The sequence below is a fragment of the Variovorax sp. RKNM96 genome (assembly GCF_017161115.1).
Lineage (GTDB): Bacteria > Pseudomonadota > Gammaproteobacteria > Burkholderiales > Burkholderiaceae_C > Variovorax.
In genome coordinates, this window is record NZ_CP046508.1 from 6432414 (window position 1) to 6453786 (window position 21373).

Sequence of the window (21373 nt, forward strand, 5' to 3'; positions counted from 1 at the left end):
CTCTAGCGGTACGCCTCGGGGTCGAGCCGGTGCATCTCCGCTTCGATCCACGCTTCGACTTCGCGCATCAGCTCGTCGGGCTTGCGGCCCACGCTCGAGATCGCCGGCCCGATCGACACATCGACCACGCCCGGGCGCTTGATGAACGCCTTGCGCGGCCAGACCTTGGCCGAGGTGACGGCGATCGGAATCACCGGCACGCCGGTTTCGCACGCCAGGCGCGTGCCGCCGCTCTTGTAGGTGCCCTTCTGGCCGCGCGGAATGCGCGTGCCTTCGGGGAACATGATGATCCAGATGCCCTGCGCGAGCAGCTTGCGCCCCTGGTTCACCACCTTGTTGAAGGCCTGCGCGCGCTGGCTGCGATCGATGTGGATCATGTCCAGCCGAGCCATCGCCCAGCCGAAGAAGGGCACGTAGATCAGTTCCTTCTTGAACACATAGGCCAGCGGATGCGGCATCAGCGTGGGCATGAGGAAGGTCTCGAGCGTGGACTGGTGCTTGACCAGCAGGATCGCGCCGGCGAGCTGGTCGGTCGGCAGGTTCTCCATGCCGGTCACGCGGGTCTTGATGCCCAGCAGCACACGCGCGCCGCCGATGGCCCAGCTGAGCCATTGCTCGGCCATCCAGTAGAGCGGAATGCCGCGCTTCCAGATCGAACTGACGCACATGATGATGCCCCACGGCACCACGGTGACAAGCATCCAGAGTGCGTGGACAAAGGAACGGAGAAACGCCATCAGAGAGCTACCTGCAGTGCGGCCCGCGCTTCGCGCGCGAGCAGGAAATCGACAAAGGCGGCGAGGTTCTCGTGGACCATCGTGTTCGCCGGATATTCGGAAGGCAGCGGATCGACGCCGATGCACGCCGCGCCCATGCCCGTGAGCAGGAGGTGCGGCTCGCAGCCGGCGGCCGCGCCCGCCTGCAGGTCGCGCAGGCTGTCGCCCGCGGTCGGCACGCCCTTGAGGTCGATGCCGTAGCGGTCGCCGATCTGCAGGAACAGGCCCGACTTGGGCTTGCGGCAGTCGCACCCCTCGTCGGGGCTGTGCGGGCAATAGAACACCGCATCGACCTTGCCGCCCACGGCCGCGAGCATCTTGTGCATCTTGGCGTGCATGGCGTTGAGCGAGGCCATGTCGAAGAGTCCGCGGCCCAGGCCCGACTGGTTCGACGCGACCACCACATGCCAGCCCGCATGGTTCAGCCGCGCCACGGCCTCCAGCGCACCGGGCAGCGGCGTCCACTCGATGTCGCTCTTGACGAAGTCTTCGCGGTGCACGTTGATCGTGCCGTTGCGGTCGAGGATGACGAGTTTCATGGCAGTGCCACCGGTGGAGGAGTCGTCGAGGGGATCAGACCGCCAGCCGCTCGAGCTGCGCCACGCGATTCATCGCGGCGTGCAGCGACATCAAAAGACCCAGCCGGTTGAGCCGCAGATCGGCCTGCTCGGCATTGACCATCACGCCGTCGAAGAACGCATCGACCGGCTCGCGCAGCGCGGCCAGCGTCTGCAGGGAAGCGGTGTAGTCGCCGGCGTCGAACTGGGCATTGGCGGCAGGCACGACTTCGGCCATCGCGGCATGCAGCGCCTTCTCGGCGGGCTCTTTCAGCAGCAACTCGCTGACATGCGCGTCGGCCTCGGGCGCCTTCTTCAGGATGTTGCCGATGCGCTTGTTGGCCGCGGCCAGCGCGGCGGCGGCGGGCAATGCGGCGAAGGCGCGCACGGCGGCCAGCAGCTTGGGCACTTCGCCCAGGCGCTGTGGAAACGGGGCCAGCACGGCATCGACTTCCTGCGCGCTCGCGCCCTGCTCGCGCAGGCTGCCGGCAAGACGGTCGAGGATGAAATCGCGCAGCTCGACCGTGGCCTTGCTGCTGTCGAACCCGGCGATGGCGCTGAACTGCGCGGCGGCGTCCTGCAGCAGGGCGTCGAGCCCCAACGCGAGATCTTTCTCGATCAGCATACGGATCACACCCAGCGCATGGCGGCGCAGTGCGAACGGGTCGCGGTCGCCAGTGGGCAGGTTGCCGATGCCGAACATGCCGACCAGCGTTTCGAGCTTGTCGGCCAGCGCGACCACGAGGCCGACGTTGTTGCGCGGCAGCTCGTCGCCAGCGAAGCGCGGCTTGTAGTGGTCTTCGATCGCATCGGCCACCGCGGCATCGAGGCCGTCGTGCAGCGCGTAGTAGCGACCCATCGTGCCCTGCAGCTCGGGGAACTCGCCGACCATGTCGGTCACGAGGTCGGCCTTGGCCAGTTGGGCGGCCTGCGTGGCCTGTGCGGCGACCTTCGCATCGCCCAGCTTCTCGGCAATGCCGCGCGCGATGTGCATCACGCGCTGCACGCGTTCGCCCTGCGTGCCGAGCTTGTTGTGATAGACCACCTTGCCCAGCGACTCGACGCGCGAGGCCAGCGACTTCCTGCGGTCCTGGTCGAAGAAGAACTTGGCGTCGGCCAGGCGCGGGCGCACCACGCGCTCGTTGCCTTCGATGACCGCGCTCGCGTCGTCAGGGCTGATGTTGCTCACGACGAGGAACTTGTTCGTGAGCCTGGCTTGTGCATCGAGCAGCGGAAAGTACTTCTGGTTGGCCTTCATCGTGAGGATGAGGCACTCCTGCGGCACTTCGAGGAACTCGCGCTCGAAGCTGCAGACCAGCACGTTGGGGCGCTCGACCAGTGCGGTCACTTCGTCGAGCAGCGCATCGTCGTGGATCGGCACCGAGCCGCCGCCGACCTTGACGGCCGCGGCCGCAAGCTGGCGCGCGATTTCGGCGCGGCGCGCCTCGAAGCTCGCGATGACGGCGCCCTCGTCCTGCAGTTGCAGCGCGTAGCTGTTCGCATCGCGCAGCACGACCGGATCGACCGCCGCTTCGAAGCGGTGGCCGTGCGTTTCGCGGCCGGCCTGGAGGCCCAGCGCCTCGATGGGCACCACGGTGTCGCCGTGCAACGCCACGAGGCCGTGCGCGGGGCGCACGAAGCTCACGCTGCTCCAGCCCGGCAGCTCGCAGCCGCTTTCGAGCTGGTAGCTCATGACCTTGGGGATCGGCAGGTTTTCTATAGCAACATGCAATGCCGCTTCTAATCCGTCACGTAGCGATCGGCCCGCAGCAACCTTTTCCAGGAAGACAAATTCCTTGTCCTGCTCAAAGGCTCGCGTCGTTTGCGCCAGCGTTGCTCCTTCTTTCTCCAACCTCTTGAGCAACGAAGGACTGGGTTCGCCGTCCGGTCCGAATGCCACCTGCAAGGGCAGGAGCCTCGTACGGACGGCTATGTCAGGACACACCTCGCGCACATGCGTGATATGGACACCCAGCCTACGGGGAGAAGCAAAAGTCGTTTTCGCTGAGGCTGCTTCGAGATAGTCGAGCTTTCGCAAGGTACCGAATATCTCGTTCGCAAAGGCGTCGCCGAGCTTCTTCAGTGCCTTGGGCGGCAGTTCTTCGACAAACAGTTCAACCAGCAGGGAGTTCTTGTTGTTCATGGGGGTCGTCATCGCTCAGGCGGCTTTCTTCGGGGGCATCTGCGCAACCCATTCGCGCGGCGCCATCGGGAAGCCCAGGCGCTCGCGGCTGTCGTAGTAGCTCTGCGCCACGCTGCGCGCGAGGTTGCGGATGCGGCCGATGTAGGCCGCGCGCTCGGTCACGCTGATCGCACCACGCGCGTCGAGCAGGTTGAAGCTGTGCGCGGCTTTCAGCACCTGCTCGTAGGCCGGCAGTGCGAGCTGTTCGGTCATGAGGTGCTTGGCCTGCTTCTCGTGCGCGTTGAAGGCGGTGAAGAGGAACTCGGCGTCGCTGTGCTCGAAGTTGTAGGTCGACTGCTCGACCTCGTTCTGCTTGTAGACGTCGCCGTAGCTCAGGCCCTCGGTCCAGGTCAGGTTGTAGACGTTGTCCACGCCCTGCAGGTACATGGCCAGGCGCTCCAGGCCGTAGGTGATCTCGCCGGTGATCGGCTTGCAGTCGATGCCGCCGACCTGCTGGAAGTAGGTGAACTGGGTCACCTCCATGCCGTTGAGCCAGACTTCCCAGCCCAGGCCCCAGGCGCCGAGCGTGGGGTTCTCCCAGTCGTCTTCGACGAAGCGGATGTCGTTCTTCTTCAGGTCGAAGCCCAGGGCTTCCAGCGAACCGAGGTAGAGCTCCAGGATGTTGCTGGGCGCCGGCTTCAGAACGACCTGGTACTGGTAGTAGTGCTGCAGGCGGTTGGGGTTCTCGCCGTAGCGGCCGTCCTTGGGGCGGCGGCTGGGCTGCACGTAGGCGGCCTTCCAGGGCTCGGGGCCGAGGGCCCGCAGGAAGGTGGCGGTGTGCGAGGTACCCGCGCCCACCTCCATGTCGTACGGTTGCAGCAGCGCGCAGCCCTTGTCGGCCCAGTACGACTGCAGTTTGAGAATGATTTGCTGGAAGGTCAACATGAAGCTGGCCGGCGCAGGCCGGACATTGGACGGTAGCGCGGCGATGCGCCGCGAAAGCGGACGATTTTACGGGCGGAGGGCAACTCTCCCACAGACGGCCGGGATGCCGGCCGCTCCCGCCGACCGGCCGGACGTGCGACAACCACCGGCCAGCCGCACGCGGCAGCCCTCCACACGGCCCTTCCGGGCCTGTCTTTTCCCGCCCCCATAGACATGCAAGCGCCCCACATCGGTCCGAACGCCCCGTTTTTCATCGTGCTCAATGCCGGCTCCGGCAATGAGAGCGCCGCCGAGGCCCGCCAGGTCATCGAGGAAGGCTTTGCCGCGGCCGGCCGCAGGCACCGCATCTTCCTGGTCGACGGCCCGGGCCGGGTGCAGGCACTGGCGCGCGAAGCCGTCGAGCGCGCCCGCGCCGCAGGCGGCGTGGTGGTGGCCGCGGGCGGCGACGGCACCATCAATGCAGTGGCGCAGGCCACGCTCGGCAGCGGCTGTGCCTTCGGGGTGCTGCCCCAAGGCACCTTCAACTACTTCAGCCGCACCCACGGCATTCCGCGCGACACGGCCGAGGCGCTGCAGGTGCTGCTGACCGAGCAGCCGCGGGCCGTGCAGGTGGGGCTGGTCAACGACCGGGTCTTCCTGGTGAACGCCAGCATGGGCCTGTACGCCGAACTGCTGGAAGAGCGCGAGACCTACAAGGCGCGCTACGGCCGCAGCCGCTGGATCGCGTTCTTCGCGGGCCTCTTGACGGTGATGCGCGGGCGCCACCGGCACTGGAACCTGCGCATGGCCTGGCGCGGGCAGGAAAAGGACATCCGCACGCCGACCCTCTTCGTGGGCAACAACCCGCTGCAGCTGCTGCAGGTCGGCATCGAGCATGCCGATGCGCCCGAGCAGGGGCAGCTCGCGGCCATCGCGCTCAAGCCGGTCGGCGTGCTCGCCATGCCGGAGCTGCTGGTGCGCGGCGCGATGGGCCGGCTCGGACGCGCCGACCAGGTGCTGAGCTTTCCCTTCGAGTCGATGACGGTGAAAGCCGGCCGCCTTCGCGCGCCGCGCCGCGTGAAGGTGGCGACCGACGGCGAGATCGCCTGGACCGACATGCCGCTGCTGTTCCGCGTATCGCCCGAGCCGCTGTGGCTGGTGCGGCCCGACGTCGCGCCCGAGCTGGAAGCGGCCAAGCAATGAGCGCTTGCCTGCTGCAGATCTCCGATCCGCATTTCGGCACCGAGCAGCCCGAGGTGCTGCAGGCGCTCGAGCACTTTGCCGACGCGCTGGCGCCGCAGGTGGTGGTGATGTCGGGCGACATCACGCAGCGCGCCACGCGCGTGCAGTTCGCGGCGGCGCGCGCTTTCGTCGACCGGCTCGCGGCGCCCGCGAAGCTCGTCGTTCCGGGCAATCACGACATTCCGCTGTTCCAGCTCGCGGCACGCTGCTTCTCGCCCTACGGCCGGTACAGGGAGGCTTTCGGCGACGACCTCGAGCCGGTGTTCGAGTCCGACGAATGGCTCGTCGTCACGGTGAACACGACGCGCTGGTACCGGCATGCGGACGGCGCGGTGTCGCCCGCGCAGGTCGAGCGGGTGGCGCAGCGCCTTGCGGCATCGTCGCCCTCGCAACTGCGCGTGGTGGTGACGCACCAGCCGGTGATGGTCACGCGGCAGGAGGACATGTCGAACCGCCTGCACGGGCGCGAGCGGGCGGTCGCGCGCTGGTCCGAAGCGGGCGTCGACCTGATCCTGGGCGGCCATATCCACCTGCCCTACGTGCGCTCGCTGCACGACGCGTTTTCGGGCTGCAGGCGCACCGCGTTCGCGGTGCAGGCGGGCACGGCGGTGTCGCATCGCGTGCGCGCCGGCTTTCCGAATTCGGTGAACGTGGTGCGGCTGGACATGGCTGGCGGCACGCGCGCCTGCCGCGTGGAACGCTGGGACTACGCGGCAGCTGGCAAAGCCTTCGAGTGCGCCAAAGTATTCCCGCTTTCGCTTGCCAGCGGCACGGCGCTCCCTTAGGGTGCGGCCGCATGTCGTTGGAAGCTCCCCCTCTTGTTCTCCTCGCCCAGCAACTCGGCGCCCATGCGCTCGGCTGGTTTTTCTCTGTCTGGACCGCGTCGGTGCTCGGCGCCGGTGCCGTCTGCTGGACGCTGCAGCGCCGCCACTTCAAGGCCCGCGATGCAGAGGAGCCCAGCGAGCCGCGCATTGCGCTCGGGCTCGCGGCGGGCTTCCTGCTGATCCTCGCAGCGGCGAGCGTGTTCGCCTGGATCGCCTCGAACCTCTCCGACGGACATTCGATGGGCCGGGCCGACCAGGCGCTGGCCGATGCCATCGGCACCCACGTGCCGTGGGCGGCGCTCGTCGCCTTCAGCTGGCTCACCCACCTGGGCGACTTCGCCTTTCTCGCGCCGGTGTGCCTGGTGGTCGCCGCGGTGCTGTGGCGCCATGCGCATCGCGGCTTGGCGCTCGGCTGGGTGATGGCGCTCGGCGGCATCGTGCTGCTGAACCCCGCGCTCAAGCACATCTTCGAGCGGGCACGGCCGGTGCACGACCACGGGCTGGCGTTCGAGACGAGCTACAGCTTCCCGAGCGGACACAGCGCGGGCGCGATCGTGAGCTACGGAATGCTGCTGTACCTGGCGCTGCGCACGCTGCCGGCGCGCTGGCATGTGCCGGCAGCCATGGCGGCCGTGGGCGCCATCCTGACCATCGCATGCAGCCGCATCTTTCTGCAGGTGCACTTTGCGAGCGATGTGGCGGCCGGCCTGCTGACCGGCTTCGCCTGGCTGCTCGTGTGCGTGAGCAGCCTTGAATACGCGCGGCATCGCAAGCGCCGCACCGCGCGCTGACCCGGGATCAGTATTCCCAGAAGATGCGCTGGAGTTCCTTGGTGTTGTTGGTCTTGGTAAGAGCCACCATCGCCAGGATGCGCGCCTTCTGCGGACGCAGGTCGTGCGCCACCACCCAGTCGTACTTGTCGTCGGGCTGCTCGGCATTGCGGATCACGAAGCCGTCGGGCACGCGCGAGCTGCGGATCACGATCACGCCGTCGGTGCGCGCCTTCTGCAGGTTCGGAACGATGCGGTCGGCCACCGAGCCGTTGCCCGTGCCGCCGTGGATCAGCGCCTTGGCGCCGCTCCTGGCGATCGCGTCGATGGCCACCGACGACACGCCTTCGTAACCCATCGCGATCTCGACCGGCGGCAGCGCGTTGATGCTGTCGATGTCGAATTCGGAGTTCATGGTGTGGCGCTTGACCGGCGCACGGAACCAGTAGTTCTTGCCCTCGACGATCATGCCGAGCGGGCCCCACTGGCTGGAGAACGCGCTGGTCTTGATGTTGACGTTCTTGCTCACGTCGCGGCCGCTGTCGATGTTGTCGCCCATCGTCACCAGCACGCCCTTGCCCACGGCGTCCTTGCTGCCCGCCACGTTGACCGCGTCGTACAGGTTGAGCGCGCCGTCGGCCGAGAGGGCCGTGCCGGGACGCATCGAACCGACCACGACGATCGGCTTGTTGGTGTGCACGGTGAGCGTCAGGAAGTAGGCGGTTTCTTCCAGGGTGTCGGTGCCGTGGGTGATCACGATGCCGTCGACGTCCGACTGCTTGGACAGCGCCGAGACGCGCTTGGCCAGCGTCAGCAGGTTGTCGTTGGTGAGGCTTTCCGATGCGACCTGGAACACCTGCTCGCCGCGCACATTGGCGACCTTGGCGAGCTCGGGCAGGCCGGCGATCAGCTTCTCGACGCCAACCTTGGCGGCCGCGTAGGTGGCGCTGTTGACGGCCGAGGCGCCGGCGCCGGCGATGGTGCCGCCGGTGGCGAGGATCACCACATTCGGCAGCGCCTGCTGGGCCTGCGCGATGGCGCTGGCGGCAAGCAGGGCGGCGCCCGCGGCGAAGGCCCTGAAACGGGGAGAGAGGTACATGGAAGACTCCTTGGTCTGAGGTGAAATTCTGGAAGCGGCGAGGAAGATACATGAACCGTGCCCGCATGCGCTCCACCGCCATGCCGGCACGGCATGCGGCCATGCGCCAAGGATTACCATCGGCCGGGCGCCCCGCCGCGCCCTCCCAGTTGATCCCGCATGACCTCCGACACCGCCGCCCTGCCCCCGTCCACCGCCCAGGAAATGCCCGCCCCCGACGGCCCGCTGTCGCGCGCACGCCCGGGGCGCGAGCGCATCATGGCCGCCATCCGCACCGCGGCGGTCGCCGAGTTCAGCCTGCATGGCTTGAAGGGCACATCGACCCAGGCCATCGCCGCGCGCGCCGGCCTCACCAAGCCCCAGCTGCATTACTACATCGCCGGCAAGGAAGAGCTCTACGAAGAGCTGCTCATGCAGGTGCTGCACGCCTGGAAGGTGGTGTTCTCGTTCGAGGACGCGAGCGACCCGGCCACCGTGCTGGGCGACTACATCCGCAAGAAGCTGGACCACGCCATCGACAGCCCCGAGATGTCGCGCATCTTCACCCGCGAAATCCTCGACGGCGGCCGCAACCTCGACCGCTACTGGCCCAACGCCCGGGCCTGGACGCAGAAGAAGGTGGACATCATCAACGGCTGGATCGCGCGCGGGCAGATGCGCCCGCTCGATGCGCGCATCCTGCTCATGCACATCTGGGCCATGACCCAGAGCTATGCCGACTACGCGATCCAGACGCGCGTGATGCTCGGCCTGCCGCCCGATGCGCCGATCGACCGCGAGCCCATCGCGCGCGAGCTGGTGGCCTTCGTGCTGGGCGGCTGCGGCATCAAGCCGACGCCCTGACCTCCCAGGCCCGGCCCGTCGGGTCGGCCATCGCGAGCCGCACCATCTCGATGAAGCGGCGCAGCCGCGCAGGCTGGAAGCGCGCGGGCGAATAGGTCAGGTACACGGGCAGCGGCGCCGCATGCCATTGCGGCGCCAGCTGCACCAGCCGGCCGGCGGCGATGTCGTCGTTCATGAGCCAGGCCGAGCCGATGCAGGCGCCGAGCCCCATGACGGCCGCGCTGTGCAGCGCATAAAGGCTGTCGGTGCTCATGCGCGGACGGATCGGCACCCGCGCGAGCTCGCCGGTCGGCCGGTGCGTGAGCTGCACCTCGTTGCGGTAGAAGGTGCGCAGCGCGAGCCAGGGCAGCTCGGCCAGCGCCGACGCGTGCGTGGGCAGCTCGCGTCCTTCCAGCACCGACGGCGCGGCGACCACCACGCGCGGCACTTCCGAGAGCTTGATCGCGATGGCCATGGTGTCGGTCACCTCGCCGACCTGGATCGCGCAGTCGACGCCCTCGGCGATGAAGTCGGGCCGGCGGTCGTGCAGCAGCCATTCGACCGACACCCGCGGATAGGCGCGCAGGTAGTCGGCCAGCGGACCGACCAGCAGCAGTTGCCCCAGCGCATGCGGCGCCACCACGCGCAGCGTGCCCTCCGGCTCGTCGCCCACGCCGCGCAGGTCGGCCTCGAAGGCGCGCCAGCTGGCGATCAGCTCCCGCGCGCCCTCGTAGCAGCGCTCGCCGTCCTCGGTGAGCTTCATGGCGTGCGTGGAGCGGCGCAGCAGCCGCACGCCCAGCGAGCGCTCCAGCGCCTGCAGCCGGCGGCTCACGGTGGGCTGGGTCGCGCCCATCCGCACGGCGGCGGCCGAGAGGCTGCCGGCCTCGACGATGTGGACGAAGGTCTGCATCAGTTCGATGCGGTCGGCTGCTGGGGGTGAATTCGGCATGTCCTCGTCTTTATACGCAATGCGCATAGACATTCTGCAACCCGCAGGGTTACCAAGTCATCTCCAAGAGGAGCACATTTCAACCCTTGCCAGAAAACCTAGGGTTATCACCATGTCTTCCATTCAAACAATGCATGCCCACCCCGGCGCTGCACCGGACGGCCACGCGCTGCCGGCCTCGCTGGTCCTGCTGCTGGCCACCGGCGCGGGCCTGTCGGTGGCATCGCTCTACTACGCGCAGCCGATGCTCGGCGTGCTGGGCGCCGACATCGGCGCCTCCACCCGCGCAGTCGGCTTCATTCCGACGCTGACGCAGCTGGGCTATGCGCTCGGCATCCTGCTGCTGGCGCCGCTGGGGGACCGCTTCGATCGGCGCCGCATCGTGCTAATCAAGGCGGCCGCGCTCTGCGCCGCGCTGCTGGTGGCCGGCGCCGCACCGTCGATCGGCGTGCTGCTCGCGGCCAGCCTGGCGATCGGCCTCGCAGCCACGATGGCGCAGGACATCGTGCCCGCCGCCGCCACGCTCGCGCCCGAAGCCTCGCGCGGCAAGACCGTCGGCACGGTGATGACGGGGCTGCTGCTGGGCATCCTGCTGTCGCGGGTGGTGAGCGGGTTCGTCGCCGAGCACTTCGGCTGGCGCGCGATGTTCATCGCGGCGGCCGCCAGCATTGCGCTCATCGGCGTGGCCGCCTGGCGCGGGCTACCGCGCTTCCGGCCGACCACGCACCTGGCCTACGGTGCGCTGCTCGGCTCGCTGGGCACGTTGTGGTCACGCCATGGCGCGCTGCGCCGCGCCGCCTTGGCACAGGCGCTGCTGGCAATAGGCTTCAGCGCGTTCTGGTCGACGCTGGCGGTGATGCTGCACGGCGAGCCCTTCCACCTGGGCAGCGCGGCGGCCGGTGCCTTCGGGCTGGCCGGCGCGGCGGGTGCGCTCGCGGCGCCGCTGGCCGGGCGCCTTGCCGACCGGCGGGGGCCGCAGCTGGTGACGCGCCTGGGCGCCGGCCTGGCGGTGGTGTCCTTCGCTGCCATGGGGCTCGCGCCGCTGATGCTGCCGCACGCGCAGCTCTGGCTGATTGCCATCGCGGCCGTCGGCTTCGACCTGGGCCTGCAGGCCACGCTGATCGCGCACCAGACCATCGTCTACGGCATCGAGCCGGGTGCGCGCAGCCGGCTCAATGCGGTGCTGTTCACCAGCATGTTCATCGGCATGGCGGCGGGCTCGGCGCTGGGCGCGCTGGCGCTCGCGCAGTGGGGCTGGGCCGGCGTGACGTGGCTCGCGACCGGCACCGCGATGGCGGCACTGGCCGTGCGCCTCTGGCCCGCGCCCCGCAAGCCCTGAGCGGACGCCCTCAGTCGGCGCAGCGGAACGATGCCGCGAGGTTGACGTCGCCGGCCCCCTTGTACTGCGGCCACTTCGGGTAGTCGCACAGCGGCCGGGTGCGACCGGGCACGCCGGCCGTGTCGGTCGTCACCTGCCCCGTGGGCGCGGTGCCCTTCTCGGCCCATTGCTCCAGCGCCGTGAGCGAATCCCAGGTCGCGTTGAAGACGCTGCTCACCGCGTGGCCCAGGCCCGCGACCTCGTAGTAGCGGACGAAGGAGTCGACTTCCGCCAGGCCCAGGCGCGACTGCAGCCGCTGGTAGTACTGCTCGGTGGCCCGCGTGCTCACCAGCACATCGGCCAGGCCGTGGGCCAGCAGCAGCTTGCCGCCGCGCGCCTTGAACGCGGAGATGTCGGTGCTGACGTCCAGTTGCGTGCTCAGCGAACTGATGCGATTGGCCCAGGGCCCGGCGTTCTCCGGATCGAAGGAGAGCGAGTCGTAGGTGGGATCGCGCGTCACCGAGTACTTGATCCATTGGTCGGTCAGCACGCTGACATAGGGCGCGGTCGCAGGCATCGGGCGTCCCGGCTGCGAAGTGCCGAACGCCAGGAACGTCACCACGGGCTCCAGCGGCGAAGTCCAGGTGGTGATGCCCAGGTCCGCGCCCCACACGTTGTAGCCCGGGTACTGCGTCTCCCCGCTCGCGAGCAGGTAGTTGAAGTTGGTCGGCGTGTCGATCGTCTTCAGCGCCGTGATCTGCGCATCCGAGAGGCAGGTGTTGCCCGTGTCGGCACCGCCCGGGCAGCGCACCGCGACACCGGCCAGCGTGGCTGTCGACGGATCGAAGCGCGCGTTGCACAGGTTCTGGTTGCTGATGAGGCCGTCGGTCGCGCCATCGAGCGCATCGCAGGCCTCCATCGCGGCCTTGAACAGCACCTCGCGCTTGGCCGAGTTCGGATAGGCGCCCGGCTGCGCGAGTGCGCGGCTCATGCGGTGCCCGGCCAGCAGTGCGGACGCGTCGTTCCACGCGGGGTACCACGCGATCGCGCCGTCCCAGTCCGCGGGCCAGCGCTGGATCGCCGTCAGCGCCTCGCGCCCGCCGGTCGAGCCGCCGGCGAAATACGCCTTCACCGGGCTGGCCGCGTAGCGCGCCTTCACCAATGAGAGCGCGACGTCGTGCACCTTCTTGAGCACGTCGCCGCCGAAGTTGCGCACGGCCTCGTCGTTCAGGCCGAACGAGCCGTCCTGCGAGCCGAGCGCGTTGGCCTGGTGGCCCGAGTCGCTCGCGAAGGTGGCGTAGCCCCGGCCGAGCGGTGTGAGTTGGTCGACAGGGCCGTTGGGCACATTGCTCTTGACGCTCGGGATGGTGCCGTTGAACCCGCCGCCGCCGAACATGACGACCTTCTGGTTCCAGCGCGTGGGCAATGCCAGCTGGAACAGGATGTTCGGCGCGGTCGCATCGACCGGCGCGATCTTGCCCGCGACCTCGCAGTACTCGGGCACGGCGGCCGCGCCGCTGCCGCTCGCGGCCACGGTCTTGACCGATGTCACGGTGGCGCCGGAGGTGGGCAGGCCGATCGCCGATGCGGCGACGGTCATGCCCTGCAACTGGTCGCAGCTGAGCGCAGCGGGCTGCGAAGGCGGCGGCGGAACAGCCGGGGGCGGCGCGGCGGGCGGTGGCGCGGCCGGGGGCAGGGTCACGAACGGGAAGCCGCCGCCGCCACTGCCGCCACCACCGCAGCCGGCGAGCATGGCACTCGCCGCGAGGCATGCCGCGGCCACCAGGGTCAGGTTTCGATTGCTGGATTTCATTGGGTCTGTCTCCGATGTCGTTGCAGGTCGAGTACGCGGCCTTCTTTCGAGGCCCGGCAAAGTCTCGCGCGGGACCCTCCCGAATCCAATGTGCGAATCCGACACCGGCGGGGCGAATCCGATGTGGTGCCCCCATGCAGTGGAAACCCTTGCCGCGCGACAGCGCGCGGCATGTTCGCCTTATGCGCCGGGCAGCGCCATCTCGATGCCGGCCTTGGAAAGCTCCAGCTGGTACTGCTCGAACCCCGTGCCGGGCACGCGCTCGTCCTGGCGGTCCAGGATCTCCTCCATGCGCGAGCGGATCTGCGCCACCGGGTCTTCCGCGTCGCCGATGAAGATGCCCTGCGTCATCGTGACGTTCGCGCTCTCGAAGCTGCCGGCGCCCGCGAGCAGGATGGTGCGCGTCGGCGCGTCTTCGCCCACCAGCGCGATCAGCCCCGGGCTCACGTTGGCCGGTGCCAGCCTTGCCAGCGCCTCGGGCGGCAGCACGCCTTCGGTCATGGCCGTCGCGGCCGTGGGCGCAAGGCAGTTCACCCGGATGTTCTGCTTCGCGCCTTCGAGCGCGAGTGTCTGCATGAGGCCCACGAGCGCCATCTTCGCGGCCCCGTAGTTGGACTGGCCGAAGTTGCCGTAGAGGCCCGACGAGGACGTCGTCATCACGATCCGGCCGTACCTGCGCTCGCGCATGTGCTCCCACACAGCCTTCACGCAATTGACGGCGCCCATCAGGTGCACGTCCATCACCAGCCGGAAATCGTCGAGCGACATCTTGGAGAAGGTCTTGTCGCGCAGCACGCCGGCGTTGTTCACGAGGATGTCGACGCGGCCCCATTCGCCGATGGCGCGCGCGACCATCTGTTCCATCTGCGCGAAATCGGTGACGTTGCCACCGTCGGCGATGGCCAGGCCGCCGGCCCGCACGATCTCGTCGGCGACCGCGCGCCCCGGCGATCCTTCGTGCCGCCCCGCCACGTCGTTGACCACGACGCGCGCGCCATGCCGCGCGAGCGCCATCGCATGGGCCTTGCCCAGGCCGCTGCCGGCCCCCGTGACGATGGCCACGCGGCCTTCCAAGAACTTGTTCATTGCTACTCCTGATTGATGAATGGCTTGCGAATGGCTTGCGTCAGGCGGACGCTCAGAACGCGACCGCGTCCCGGCCCTTCAGGCCCAGCATGGCGCGCGCCTCGTCGGGCGTGGCGATCTCCAGCGAGAGCTCCTCGAGGATCCGGCGGATCTTGCGCACCTGCTCGGCGCAGGACTTCGCGAGCTGGCCCTTGGCCAGATAGAGGCTGTCTTCCAGGCCGACGCGCACGTTGCCGCCCATCACCGCGCCCATGGTCAGGAGCGGCATCTGGTGGCGGCCTGCACCGAGGATCGAGAAGCGGTAGCCGCCGCGGCCGAAGAGGCGGTCGGCGGTGGTGCGCATCACCACGAGGTTCTCCGGGTCCGGCCCGAGGCCGCCCAGGATGCCGTAGATGCTCTGGATGAAGAGCGGGCCCTTGATCAAGCCTTCGTCCACGAAGTGCGCGAGGTTGTAGAGGTGGCCCACGTCGTAGCACTCGAACTCGAAGCGCGTGCCGCAGTCCTCGCCCAGCACCTTCAGGATGTGCTTGATGTCGCGGAAGGTGTTGCGAAAGATCAGGTCCTCCATGCCTTCGACATACGGCTTCTCCCAGTCGTGCTTCCACTCGGCGACGCGCCGCGCGGCCGGGTGGATCGAGAAGTTCATCGAGCCCATGTTCAGCGAGCACATCTCGGGCTTGGCCTGCAGCGGATAGGCCAGCCGCTCCTCGAGCGTCATGCGCGTGCTGCCGCCGGTGGTGATGTTGATGACCGCATCGGTGGCGTCGCGGATGCGCGGCACGAACGCATCGAAGATCTTCGGATCGGCCGACGGCCGGCCATCCTTCGGGTCGCGCGCGTGCAGGTGCAGGATGGCGGCGCCCGCCTCCGCGGCTTCGATCGACTGCTCGGCGATCTGGTCCGGCGTGAGCGCCAGGTGCTCGGACATCGTCGGCGTGTGGACCGAGCCGGTGACCGCGCAGGAAATGATGACCTTGTCTTGGGTGGTTGTCGTTGCCATGTCGGGACTCGCAGCTGTGAATGGAAGAGAAAAGAGAGGAGGTCAGACCGCGAGCCACTCGGCCACGAGCTGCTCGTTGGCCGTCAGTTCCTGCGGCGTGCCCTCGAAGACGATGCGCCCATGCCCCATCACGCACACGCGCGTGGAGACCTTCAGCGCAATGGCCAGCTTCTGCTCGACCAGCACGACCGAGACGCCCTTGCGGTGCATGTCGCGGATGCATTCGGCCACCTGCGCGACGATCTTCGGCGCGAGGCCCTCGGTGGGCTCGTCGATCAGCAGCACCAGCGGATTGCCCAGCAGCGAGCGGCACATCGTGAGCATCTGCTGCTCCCCGCCGGACATGCTGCCGGCCTTGGTGTTGCGGCGTTCCTTGAGCCGCGGGAAGTAGTCGAACATCTCTTCGATGCGCCAGCGGTGCGCGCCGGGCACGGGCGTCTGCTCGCCCATGCGCAGGTTCTCGTCGACCGTGAGGTTGGCGAACACCTCGCGCTCCTCGGGCACGTAGCCGATGCCGGCGCGGCAGATGGCGTAGGGCCGCGCGCCCGCGAGCTCGCGGCCCTGCAGCCGGATGCGGCCGGAGGTCGGCGTGACCAGCCCCATGACGGCCTTCATGGTGGTGGAGCGCCCCGAGCCGTTGCGCCCGAGCAGGCTGATCACCTCGTTGCGGGCTACCTTGAGGTTCACGCCGTGCAGGATGTGGCTCTTGCCGTAGTGGGCGTGCAGGTCATCGACCTGCAGCAAGGTTTCTGCAGCGACGCTCATTCGGCCACCTCCTCGCCCAGGTAGGCTTCCTTCACGCTCGCGTTGGCGCGGATCTCGTCGGGCGTTCCCGTCGCGATCACCTGGCCGTAGACCAGCACGCTGATGCGGTCGCTGAGCGAGAACACCACGTCCATGTCGTGTTCCACGAGCATCAGCGCCCGGCCTTTCGTCACTTCGAGGATCAGCTCGGCCGTGTAGTGCGTTTCCTCGTTCGACATGCCCGCCATCGGCTCGTCCAGGAGGATCACCTTCGGGTCGGACGCCAGCGTCATCGCGATCTCGAGCGAGCGCTGCTCGGAGTACGCCATCTCTCCGGCGATCGTGCCGGCCCGGGCCGTGAGGCGCACCAGCTCCAACAGCCGATAGGTCTCTTCGCGCACGCGCCGGTCGCTGTCGATGAATTTCCAGAACGCGTACGCGAGCCCGTGCGGACGCATCACCGCGAGGCGGATGTTCTCGAACACGGTGAGTTTCGGAAAGATGTTCGTGATCTGGAATGAGCGCGCGAGGCCCAGCCTGTTGATCGCCTGCGGCGTGCGGCCGCCGATCGAGTGCCCGTCGAAATGGATCGTGCCGGCGCTCGGTGCGAGGTGGCCCGAGATCAGATGAAAGAGCGTGGACTTGCCCGCGCCGTTGGGGCCGATGAGCGCGTGCCTTTCGCCGTCGTGCAGGTCGAGGTCCACGCCGCGCATGATTTCCGTCGGGCCGAAAGCCTTGCGCAGGCCCCGGATGCTGAGGATCGGATCGCTCATGCGGCATCTCCCACGCGCTCGGTGGCTTGCCTGAGCTTTCGCTGCCCGACCCATGCGAGCAAGGCGCCGGTGCCGATGAGCACCACCGGAACCGCCCAGGTGGTCACCGCCGTCGGCGACCAGGCGCGCGAGAGCAGCGTGACCGGCGGCCACGCGCCGCCCGCGGCGAGCTTGGCCATCGCGCGGTAGTCCTGCGAGAAGATGCGCTGCAGCATCTCGACCGCGAACGCGCCGCCCATGCTCAGCAGCACCGCGGCGGCGATCGACAACAACGCCAGCGGCACCAGTTGCGCCGCCCCGATGCGCTGGCGCAGGCGCCCGGTGGTGCCGATGAGGCCCGCGAGCCCCGAGGGCATGAACATCATCACGAGCACGAAGAGGATGCCCTGGTAGAGCAGCCACGACTGCGTAAGGTCGGACACGGCGTAGCCGAAGAAGGTCATGAGCGCCGCGCCGAACGCGGGACCGAGGAACACCTTCACGCCGCCGATGTACGTGTTGAGCACGACCGCGGCCGAGAGCGCCGGATCGAACACCACGTAGTTCGCCGATTCGTTGGACACCACCTGCAGGCCGCCCGCGATGCCCGAGAACATCGCAGAGATCGCGAACACCAGCATGCCCAGGCCGTGCACGTTGTAGCCGAGGAACCGGAGCCGGTGGCTGTTTTCGCGCAGGCCGTACGCGAGCCGCCCCATCGGCGTGCGCGTGAAAAGGTACAGCAGCCCGACCGACAGCAGCACCCAGCAGAGCGTCAGGTAGTACACCTGCGTGGTCGATCCGAAATCCAGGCCCCAGGCCGGCATGCGCATGGTGGACACGCCGGCCTCGCCGCCGAAGAGACCCTTCAGGTGCGGCGCGAGCGAGTGCACCAGTTCGGCAATCGCGAGCGTGATCATCGCGAAGTAGGTGCCGGTGCGCTTGGTGGCGAACCAGCCCGCGATGCCGCCGAAGACGAGCCCGCAGGCGGCACCCGCCAGCGGCATCAAGGGCGTGGGCAGGAGCCCCGCGCCGCCGATGGCGTTCATCGCATGCACGGTGCCGAACGCGCCGACGCCGAAGTAGGCCGCGTGTCCGAACGACAGCATGCCCGCCTGGCCGCACAGCAGGTTGTAGGCACTGGCGAACAACGCCGCGATGAGCATCTGGATGGCCGCGTTCAGCAGCCCCTGCGAGAGCAGGAAGGGCAGCGCGGCGAGCGCAACGACGCCCGCGAGGACGAGGAGAAGACCGGCCTTCATCGCGTCACGCCTTCTCGCCCATGAGGCCGCTGGGCCGCACGAGCAGGATCAGCAGCATCAGCGCGAATGGAATCGTCGCGGACAGGCTGGAGACCTTCAGCGTCATCAAGCCGCCGACGCTGGTCGCCCACTCGCCCGCACCGAAGAGCGCGAACAGGTCGGCAAGGCTGCAGTCCACGCCGACCGCCAGCGAGGTGACGACGCCGATCAGCAGCGAGGCCAGCATCGCCCCGCCCAACGAGCCCAGCCCGCCGACCACGACCACCACGAACACCATCACGCCCAGTTCGAGCGCCATGTTCGGGTTCGTCGTATAGAACGCGCCGGCGACCGCGCCCGCGAGGCCCGCGAGCGCCGCGCCCACGCCGAAGACGCCCATGAACACCAGCGGCACGTTGTGGCCCAGCGCCTCCGCCATGCGCGGCTTGTAGATGGCCGAGCGCACCACGATGCCCACGCGCGTGCGCGTCAGCAGCAGGTAGATCACCACGAACATCGCGATGGCGACACCGCCCATCAGGAGGCGGTACACCGGGTACTGCGCGCCGCCGACGGTGAAGGCCGAGACGTCGAGCGCCGCGGGAATCCGGTAGTCGACCGGGAAGTTGCCGAAGAAGAGCTTGATCGATTCGGCCACGATGAACGAGAGGCCAAAGGTCAGCAAGAGCTCATGCGCATGGCCGTGGTGATGCACCCGCCGAAGGAAGAAGCGCTCGACCACCACGCCCACCAGCCCCACGAGCACCGGCGAGACGACGAGCGCGAGCCAGAAGCCGATCGCCCCCTGCAGCGTGTACGCGAAGTACGCACCGAGCATGTAGAACGAGGCGTGCGCGAAGTTGAGCACGCCCATCATTCCGAAGATGAGCGTGAGCCCGGCGGACACCATGAACAGCAGGAGGCCGTAGATGACGCCGTTCATGAGGGAAACGATGATCTGGTCCATAGGTTTTCTTCGGCAGCCGCAGCTGCGCCGCACGGGACGCTCGCGTCCCGCCGGCTTGTTGAAGGTTCAGCGGGGGCGCAGGCTCAGCCGGGCCGCTTCATCGCGCAGCTGGCCTGCGCGGGCGTCGAGGCTTCCTGCGCGCTGAAGCGCTTGACCGGCTTGAAGCCCATGTCGGTGTCGTCGACCTTGAACTTCGCATCCTTGGTGACGGTGGACACCACCATCGGCAGCTGCGCCTGGTGGTCCGCCGCGCGCATGCTCATGTCGCCCATCGGGGTCTTGATGGTGGCGGCCTCGAGCGCCTTCGCGAACGCGTTCACGTTGAGCGCGCCGCCTTCGGGCTTGGTGCGCTTCAAGGCATCGGCCACCATGGCCATGCCGAAGACGGTCTGCGGCTCGATGAACACCGGCACGTGGCCGGTCTTGGCCTTGTAGTCGTTGACGAATCGCTCGCCCTCGGCGCCGCCCGCCTCGGGGTTGAAGGTCTGCACGACGAAGTGGCCGACGGCCAGGTCGCCGGCATTGGCGAGGTTGCCCGGCTGGTCGAGGTAGACCGTGCCGAAGCGCGCTTTCAGGCCCGCAGACTTCGAGGCCTTCATCAGCAGGAGCAGGTCGTTGGACCAGTTGCCGGTCAGCACCGAGTCGGCCTTGGAAGCGGCGATCTTCGCCACGTAGGGCGCGAAGTCCTGCACCTTGTTGACGTCGTGCAGTGTCTTCTCGACCACCTGGTAGCCGCCGGCCGCCGCGTTATCGGCGATGGCCTTCTCCATGTCCTGGCCCCACGAATAGTTCTGGTTGATCGAATAGACCTTGGTGCCCAGCGCATTGGCCTGCTTCATCGCGCTCACGAGCGCCTTGGTGCGCACCTGCGGATCGCCGCCGAAGCGGAAGTGATGGAAGTTGCACTTCTCGCCGGTGAGCTCCAGCGCTTCGGCGCCGACGTTGAGGTAGACCATTTCCTTGCCGGGATTGCGCAGGTTGTATTTGCGGATGTCCTCGGTGATCTGCCCGCCGATGGCCGACGAGGCGCCCTGCACGATCAGTTGCACGCCGTCGGCGGCGGCCGCCTTGAGCTTGTCGGCCGCACCCGCGGGGCCGCCCTGGTTGTCGTACTCCAGCAGTTGAACGGGCTCGCCGTTCCAGCCGCCCGCGGCGTTGATCTGGTCGATGGCATAGCGAACGGCCGCGCGGTAGGCCTGCCCCGACGAGGCCTGCGGACCCGAGAGCGTTTCGAGCACGCCGATCTTGACCGGCGCGGCGGATGCGGTCGATGCGGCGCCGCAAAGAAGGCCCACCGCGGGAACGAGGGCGAAGGCGAGTGCGTTGAACTTGTGCATTGATGTCTCCATGCTTTTTTTGAAAAGAAATCGAAAAGGGGCGCGCCGACCGCGCGGGGGCGCTAGAGGTATTCCATGTTCCCGTCGACGCTGATCGCCTGGCCGGTCACGTTGCGTGCCGCGGGCGAACACAGAAAGAGCGTCATCGCCGCCACGTCGTCCAGCGTGACCATGCGGCGCAGCGAGATCTTCTGCAGGTACTCCGCGCGCATCGCGTCCACCGACACGCCCGCGGTCGCCGCGCGCGCGCCGATCACGCTGTTCATGCGGTCGCCTTCGACCGTGCCCGGAAGGATCGCGTTCACCCGCACGCCGTGCGGGCCGAGCTCGATCGCCAGCGACTTCATGAGGCCGACGATGGCCCACTTGGTCGCGGCATACGGCGTGCGGAATGCATAGCCCAGCCGGCCCGCGACCGAGCTCATGGCGATGAGGCACGGGCTCTGCGTGGACTGCTTGAGCAAGGGTACCGCGCGCTGCGCGAAATAGAACTGGCTGTTGAGGTTCACCGACACCGTGCGCTCCCAGTCGCCGCGGTTCAGGTCCTGGATCGCGCCGGTCGGCCCCGCGATGCCGACGTTGCTCACCAGCACGTCCAGCCCGCCGAGCGCGCCCTGCACGTCGTCGAAGACGAGGTCGACGTCTTCGGGCACCGAGGCGTCGGCCATGCTCGATGTGATCTCGGGCGCCTCGTCGGCCAGGCGGTCGAGCGCGCCGCGGTCGATGTCGCAGACATGCACACGCGCGCCCGTCTCGCGAAATGCACGGGCCACCGCGGCACCGATGCCGGCGCCGCCCGCGGTGACCAGGACACGCAGGCCGGGCGCGGGCCGGAGTGAATCGATGATGCTCATGGTTGTGTGTCGTGATGTCTCGTGAACGGTGCAGCACGGCAAGTGTCCGGAAGGCGCATGCGCAAACCTATGTGCGGCAGAGACACATCCGGGGCCCGCGCGATGTGATCCCTGTCGCGTGCGGCGCGCGCCCGCCGGAACTAGGGCTTGGGCCCATGCCCATGCGCGCATCGTTC

Annotated in this window: 20 protein-coding genes; 5 read left to right on the forward strand and 15 right to left on the reverse strand. The window is 68.3% G+C overall.

Going from position 1 to position 21373, the window contains the following annotated elements:
- Positions 1-2 precede the first annotated feature (2 nt).
- The 4 genes from GNX71_RS29990 to glyQ are packed head-to-tail and all read right to left on the reverse strand — an operon-like array spanning position 3 to position 4400.
- Positions 3-737 carry a lysophospholipid acyltransferase family protein gene (locus tag GNX71_RS29990; protein ID WP_206175791.1) on the reverse strand — a complete coding sequence of 245 codons (735 nt, stop codon included), beginning with the start codon at positions 735-737 and terminating at the stop codon, positions 3-5.
- Positions 737-1315, reverse strand: coding sequence for a D-glycero-beta-D-manno-heptose 1,7-bisphosphate 7-phosphatase (gmhB, locus tag GNX71_RS29995; protein WP_206175792.1), 579 nt, complete (start codon positions 1313-1315; stop codon positions 737-739). The genes GNX71_RS29990 and gmhB overlap by 1 nt, the downstream gene beginning before the upstream one ends.
- A gap of 34 nt (positions 1316-1349) precedes the next feature.
- Positions 1350-3488: a glycine--tRNA ligase subunit beta gene (gene glyS, locus GNX71_RS30000; protein ID WP_206175793.1), complete on the reverse strand. Its 2139-nt coding sequence runs from the start codon at positions 3486-3488 to the stop codon at positions 1350-1352.
- Positions 3489-3491: 3 nt separating this feature from the next.
- Positions 3492-4400, reverse strand: coding sequence for a glycine--tRNA ligase subunit alpha (glyQ, locus tag GNX71_RS30005; protein WP_042582889.1), 909 nt, complete (start codon positions 4398-4400; stop codon positions 3492-3494).
- A gap of 213 nt (positions 4401-4613) precedes the next feature.
- On the opposite strand from glyQ, the gene GNX71_RS30010 reads away from it, so the two are divergent.
- Genes GNX71_RS30010 through GNX71_RS30020 form a run of 3 tightly spaced genes read left to right on the forward strand, consistent with a single transcriptional unit; the run spans position 4614 to position 7236 of the window.
- Positions 4614-5582 (forward strand): diacylglycerol kinase family protein, encoded by a 969-nt coding sequence (locus tag GNX71_RS30010; protein ID WP_206175794.1) that lies wholly within the window; start codon positions 4614-4616, stop codon positions 5580-5582.
- Positions 5579-6406: a metallophosphoesterase gene (locus tag GNX71_RS30015; RefSeq protein WP_206175795.1), complete on the forward strand. Its 828-nt coding sequence runs from the start codon at positions 5579-5581 to the stop codon at positions 6404-6406. Before GNX71_RS30010 ends, GNX71_RS30015 begins: the two co-directional genes overlap by 4 nt.
- Positions 6407-6417: 11 nt before the next feature.
- On the forward strand, positions 6418-7236 hold the full coding sequence (locus GNX71_RS30020; protein ID WP_206175796.1) for a phosphatase PAP2 family protein: 819 nt from the start codon (positions 6418-6420) through the stop codon (positions 7234-7236).
- A 7-nt stretch (positions 7237-7243) separates the two neighbouring features.
- Here GNX71_RS30020 and GNX71_RS30025 read toward each other — a convergent pair whose 3' ends face one another.
- Positions 7244-8314, reverse strand: a complete 1071-nt coding sequence (locus GNX71_RS30025) for an asparaginase (RefSeq protein ID WP_206175797.1) — start codon at positions 8312-8314, stop codon at positions 7244-7246.
- Positions 8315-8473: 159 nt separating this feature from the next.
- On the opposite strand from GNX71_RS30025, the gene GNX71_RS30030 reads away from it, so the two are divergent.
- Positions 8474-9157 (forward strand): TetR family transcriptional regulator C-terminal domain-containing protein, encoded by a 684-nt coding sequence (locus GNX71_RS30030; RefSeq protein WP_241027091.1) that lies wholly within the window; start codon positions 8474-8476, stop codon positions 9155-9157.
- On the opposite strand, the gene GNX71_RS30035 is transcribed toward GNX71_RS30030, so the two are convergent.
- A complete protein-coding gene (locus GNX71_RS30035; protein WP_206175798.1) occupies positions 9141-10085 on the reverse strand; it encodes a LysR family transcriptional regulator in 945 nt (314 codons plus the stop codon). The two genes, GNX71_RS30030 and GNX71_RS30035, sit on opposite strands and share 17 nt — an antisense overlap.
- A 112-nt stretch (positions 10086-10197) precedes the next feature.
- On the opposite strand from GNX71_RS30035, the gene GNX71_RS30040 reads away from it, so the two are divergent.
- Positions 10198-11424 (forward strand): MFS transporter, encoded by a 1227-nt coding sequence (locus tag GNX71_RS30040; protein ID WP_206175799.1) that lies wholly within the window; start codon positions 10198-10200, stop codon positions 11422-11424.
- A gap of 10 nt (positions 11425-11434) precedes the next feature.
- Here the strand turns inward: GNX71_RS30040 and GNX71_RS30045 are convergent, their stop codons facing one another.
- From GNX71_RS30045 to GNX71_RS30085, 9 genes are all read right to left on the reverse strand, one after another.
- Complete coding sequence (locus GNX71_RS30045; protein ID WP_206175800.1) at positions 11435-13216, reverse strand: tannase/feruloyl esterase family alpha/beta hydrolase; 1782 nt, start codon at positions 13214-13216, stop codon at positions 11435-11437.
- Between the two features lie 180 nt (positions 13217-13396).
- Positions 13397-14302, reverse strand: coding sequence for an SDR family NAD(P)-dependent oxidoreductase (locus tag GNX71_RS30050; RefSeq protein WP_206175801.1), 906 nt, complete (start codon positions 14300-14302; stop codon positions 13397-13399).
- Between the two features lie 52 nt (positions 14303-14354).
- Positions 14355-15302 (reverse strand): 3-keto-5-aminohexanoate cleavage protein, encoded by a 948-nt coding sequence (locus GNX71_RS30055; protein ID WP_206175802.1) that lies wholly within the window; start codon positions 15300-15302, stop codon positions 14355-14357.
- A 42-nt stretch (positions 15303-15344) separates the two neighbouring features.
- Positions 15345-16067 carry an ABC transporter ATP-binding protein gene (locus GNX71_RS30060; protein WP_206175803.1) on the reverse strand — a complete coding sequence of 241 codons (723 nt, stop codon included), beginning with the start codon at positions 16065-16067 and terminating at the stop codon, positions 15345-15347.
- A complete protein-coding gene (locus tag GNX71_RS30065) occupies positions 16064-16819 on the reverse strand; it encodes an ABC transporter ATP-binding protein (protein ID WP_206175804.1) in 756 nt (251 codons plus the stop codon). Before GNX71_RS30065 ends, GNX71_RS30060 begins: the two co-directional genes overlap by 4 nt.
- Positions 16816-18060, reverse strand: a complete 1245-nt coding sequence (locus GNX71_RS30070; protein WP_206175805.1) for a branched-chain amino acid ABC transporter permease — start codon at positions 18058-18060, stop codon at positions 16816-16818. The genes GNX71_RS30065 and GNX71_RS30070 overlap by 4 nt, the downstream gene beginning before the upstream one ends.
- Before the next feature lie 4 nt (positions 18061-18064).
- On the reverse strand, positions 18065-19006 hold the full coding sequence (locus tag GNX71_RS30075) for a branched-chain amino acid ABC transporter permease (RefSeq protein WP_206175806.1): 942 nt from the start codon (positions 19004-19006) through the stop codon (positions 18065-18067).
- A gap of 83 nt (positions 19007-19089) precedes the next feature.
- Positions 19090-20343, reverse strand: coding sequence for a branched-chain amino acid ABC transporter substrate-binding protein (locus GNX71_RS30080; RefSeq protein ID WP_206175807.1), 1254 nt, complete (start codon positions 20341-20343; stop codon positions 19090-19092).
- 62 nt (positions 20344-20405) lie between these two features.
- Positions 20406-21197: an SDR family oxidoreductase gene (locus GNX71_RS30085; protein WP_206175808.1), complete on the reverse strand. Its 792-nt coding sequence runs from the start codon at positions 21195-21197 to the stop codon at positions 20406-20408.
- Positions 21198-21373: the final 176 nt, after the last annotated feature.

Coding starts and splice junctions, on each gene's coding strand:
- GNX71_RS29990 (WP_206175791.1), bottom strand. CDS start 737: ATGGCGTTTCTCCGTTCCTTTGTCCACGCACTCTGGATGCTTGTCACC.
- gmhB (WP_206175792.1), bottom strand. CDS start 1,315: ATGAAACTCGTCATCCTCGACCGCAACGGCACGATCAACGTGCACCGC.
- glyS (WP_206175793.1), bottom strand. CDS start 3,488: ATGACGACCCCCATGAACAACAAGAACTCCCTGCTGGTTGAACTGTTT.
- glyQ (WP_042582889.1), bottom strand. CDS start 4,400: ATGTTGACCTTCCAGCAAATCATTCTCAAACTGCAGTCGTACTGGGCC.
- GNX71_RS30010 (WP_206175794.1), top strand. CDS start 4,614: ATGCAAGCGCCCCACATCGGTCCGAACGCCCCGTTTTTCATCGTGCTC.
- GNX71_RS30015 (WP_206175795.1), top strand. CDS start 5,579: ATGAGCGCTTGCCTGCTGCAGATCTCCGATCCGCATTTCGGCACCGAG.
- GNX71_RS30020 (WP_206175796.1), top strand. CDS start 6,418: ATGTCGTTGGAAGCTCCCCCTCTTGTTCTCCTCGCCCAGCAACTCGGC.
- GNX71_RS30025 (WP_206175797.1), bottom strand. CDS start 8,314: ATGTACCTCTCTCCCCGTTTCAGGGCCTTCGCCGCGGGCGCCGCCCTG.
- GNX71_RS30030 (WP_241027091.1), top strand. CDS start 8,474: ATGACCTCCGACACCGCCGCCCTGCCCCCGTCCACCGCCCAGGAAATG.
- GNX71_RS30035 (WP_206175798.1), bottom strand. CDS start 10,085: ATGCCGAATTCACCCCCAGCAGCCGACCGCATCGAACTGATGCAGACC.
- GNX71_RS30040 (WP_206175799.1), top strand. CDS start 10,198: ATGTCTTCCATTCAAACAATGCATGCCCACCCCGGCGCTGCACCGGAC.
- GNX71_RS30045 (WP_206175800.1), bottom strand. CDS start 13,216: ATGAAATCCAGCAATCGAAACCTGACCCTGGTGGCCGCGGCATGCCTC.
- GNX71_RS30050 (WP_206175801.1), bottom strand. CDS start 14,302: ATGAACAAGTTCTTGGAAGGCCGCGTGGCCATCGTCACGGGGGCCGGC.
- GNX71_RS30055 (WP_206175802.1), bottom strand. CDS start 15,302: ATGGCAACGACAACCACCCAAGACAAGGTCATCATTTCCTGCGCGGTC.
- GNX71_RS30060 (WP_206175803.1), bottom strand. CDS start 16,067: ATGAGCGTCGCTGCAGAAACCTTGCTGCAGGTCGATGACCTGCACGCC.
- GNX71_RS30065 (WP_206175804.1), bottom strand. CDS start 16,819: ATGAGCGATCCGATCCTCAGCATCCGGGGCCTGCGCAAGGCTTTCGGC.
- GNX71_RS30070 (WP_206175805.1), bottom strand. CDS start 18,060: ATGAAGGCCGGTCTTCTCCTCGTCCTCGCGGGCGTCGTTGCGCTCGCC.
- GNX71_RS30075 (WP_206175806.1), bottom strand. CDS start 19,006: ATGGACCAGATCATCGTTTCCCTCATGAACGGCGTCATCTACGGCCTC.
- GNX71_RS30080 (WP_206175807.1), bottom strand. CDS start 20,343: ATGCACAAGTTCAACGCACTCGCCTTCGCCCTCGTTCCCGCGGTGGGC.
- GNX71_RS30085 (WP_206175808.1), bottom strand. CDS start 21,197: ATGAGCATCATCGATTCACTCCGGCCCGCGCCCGGCCTGCGTGTCCTG.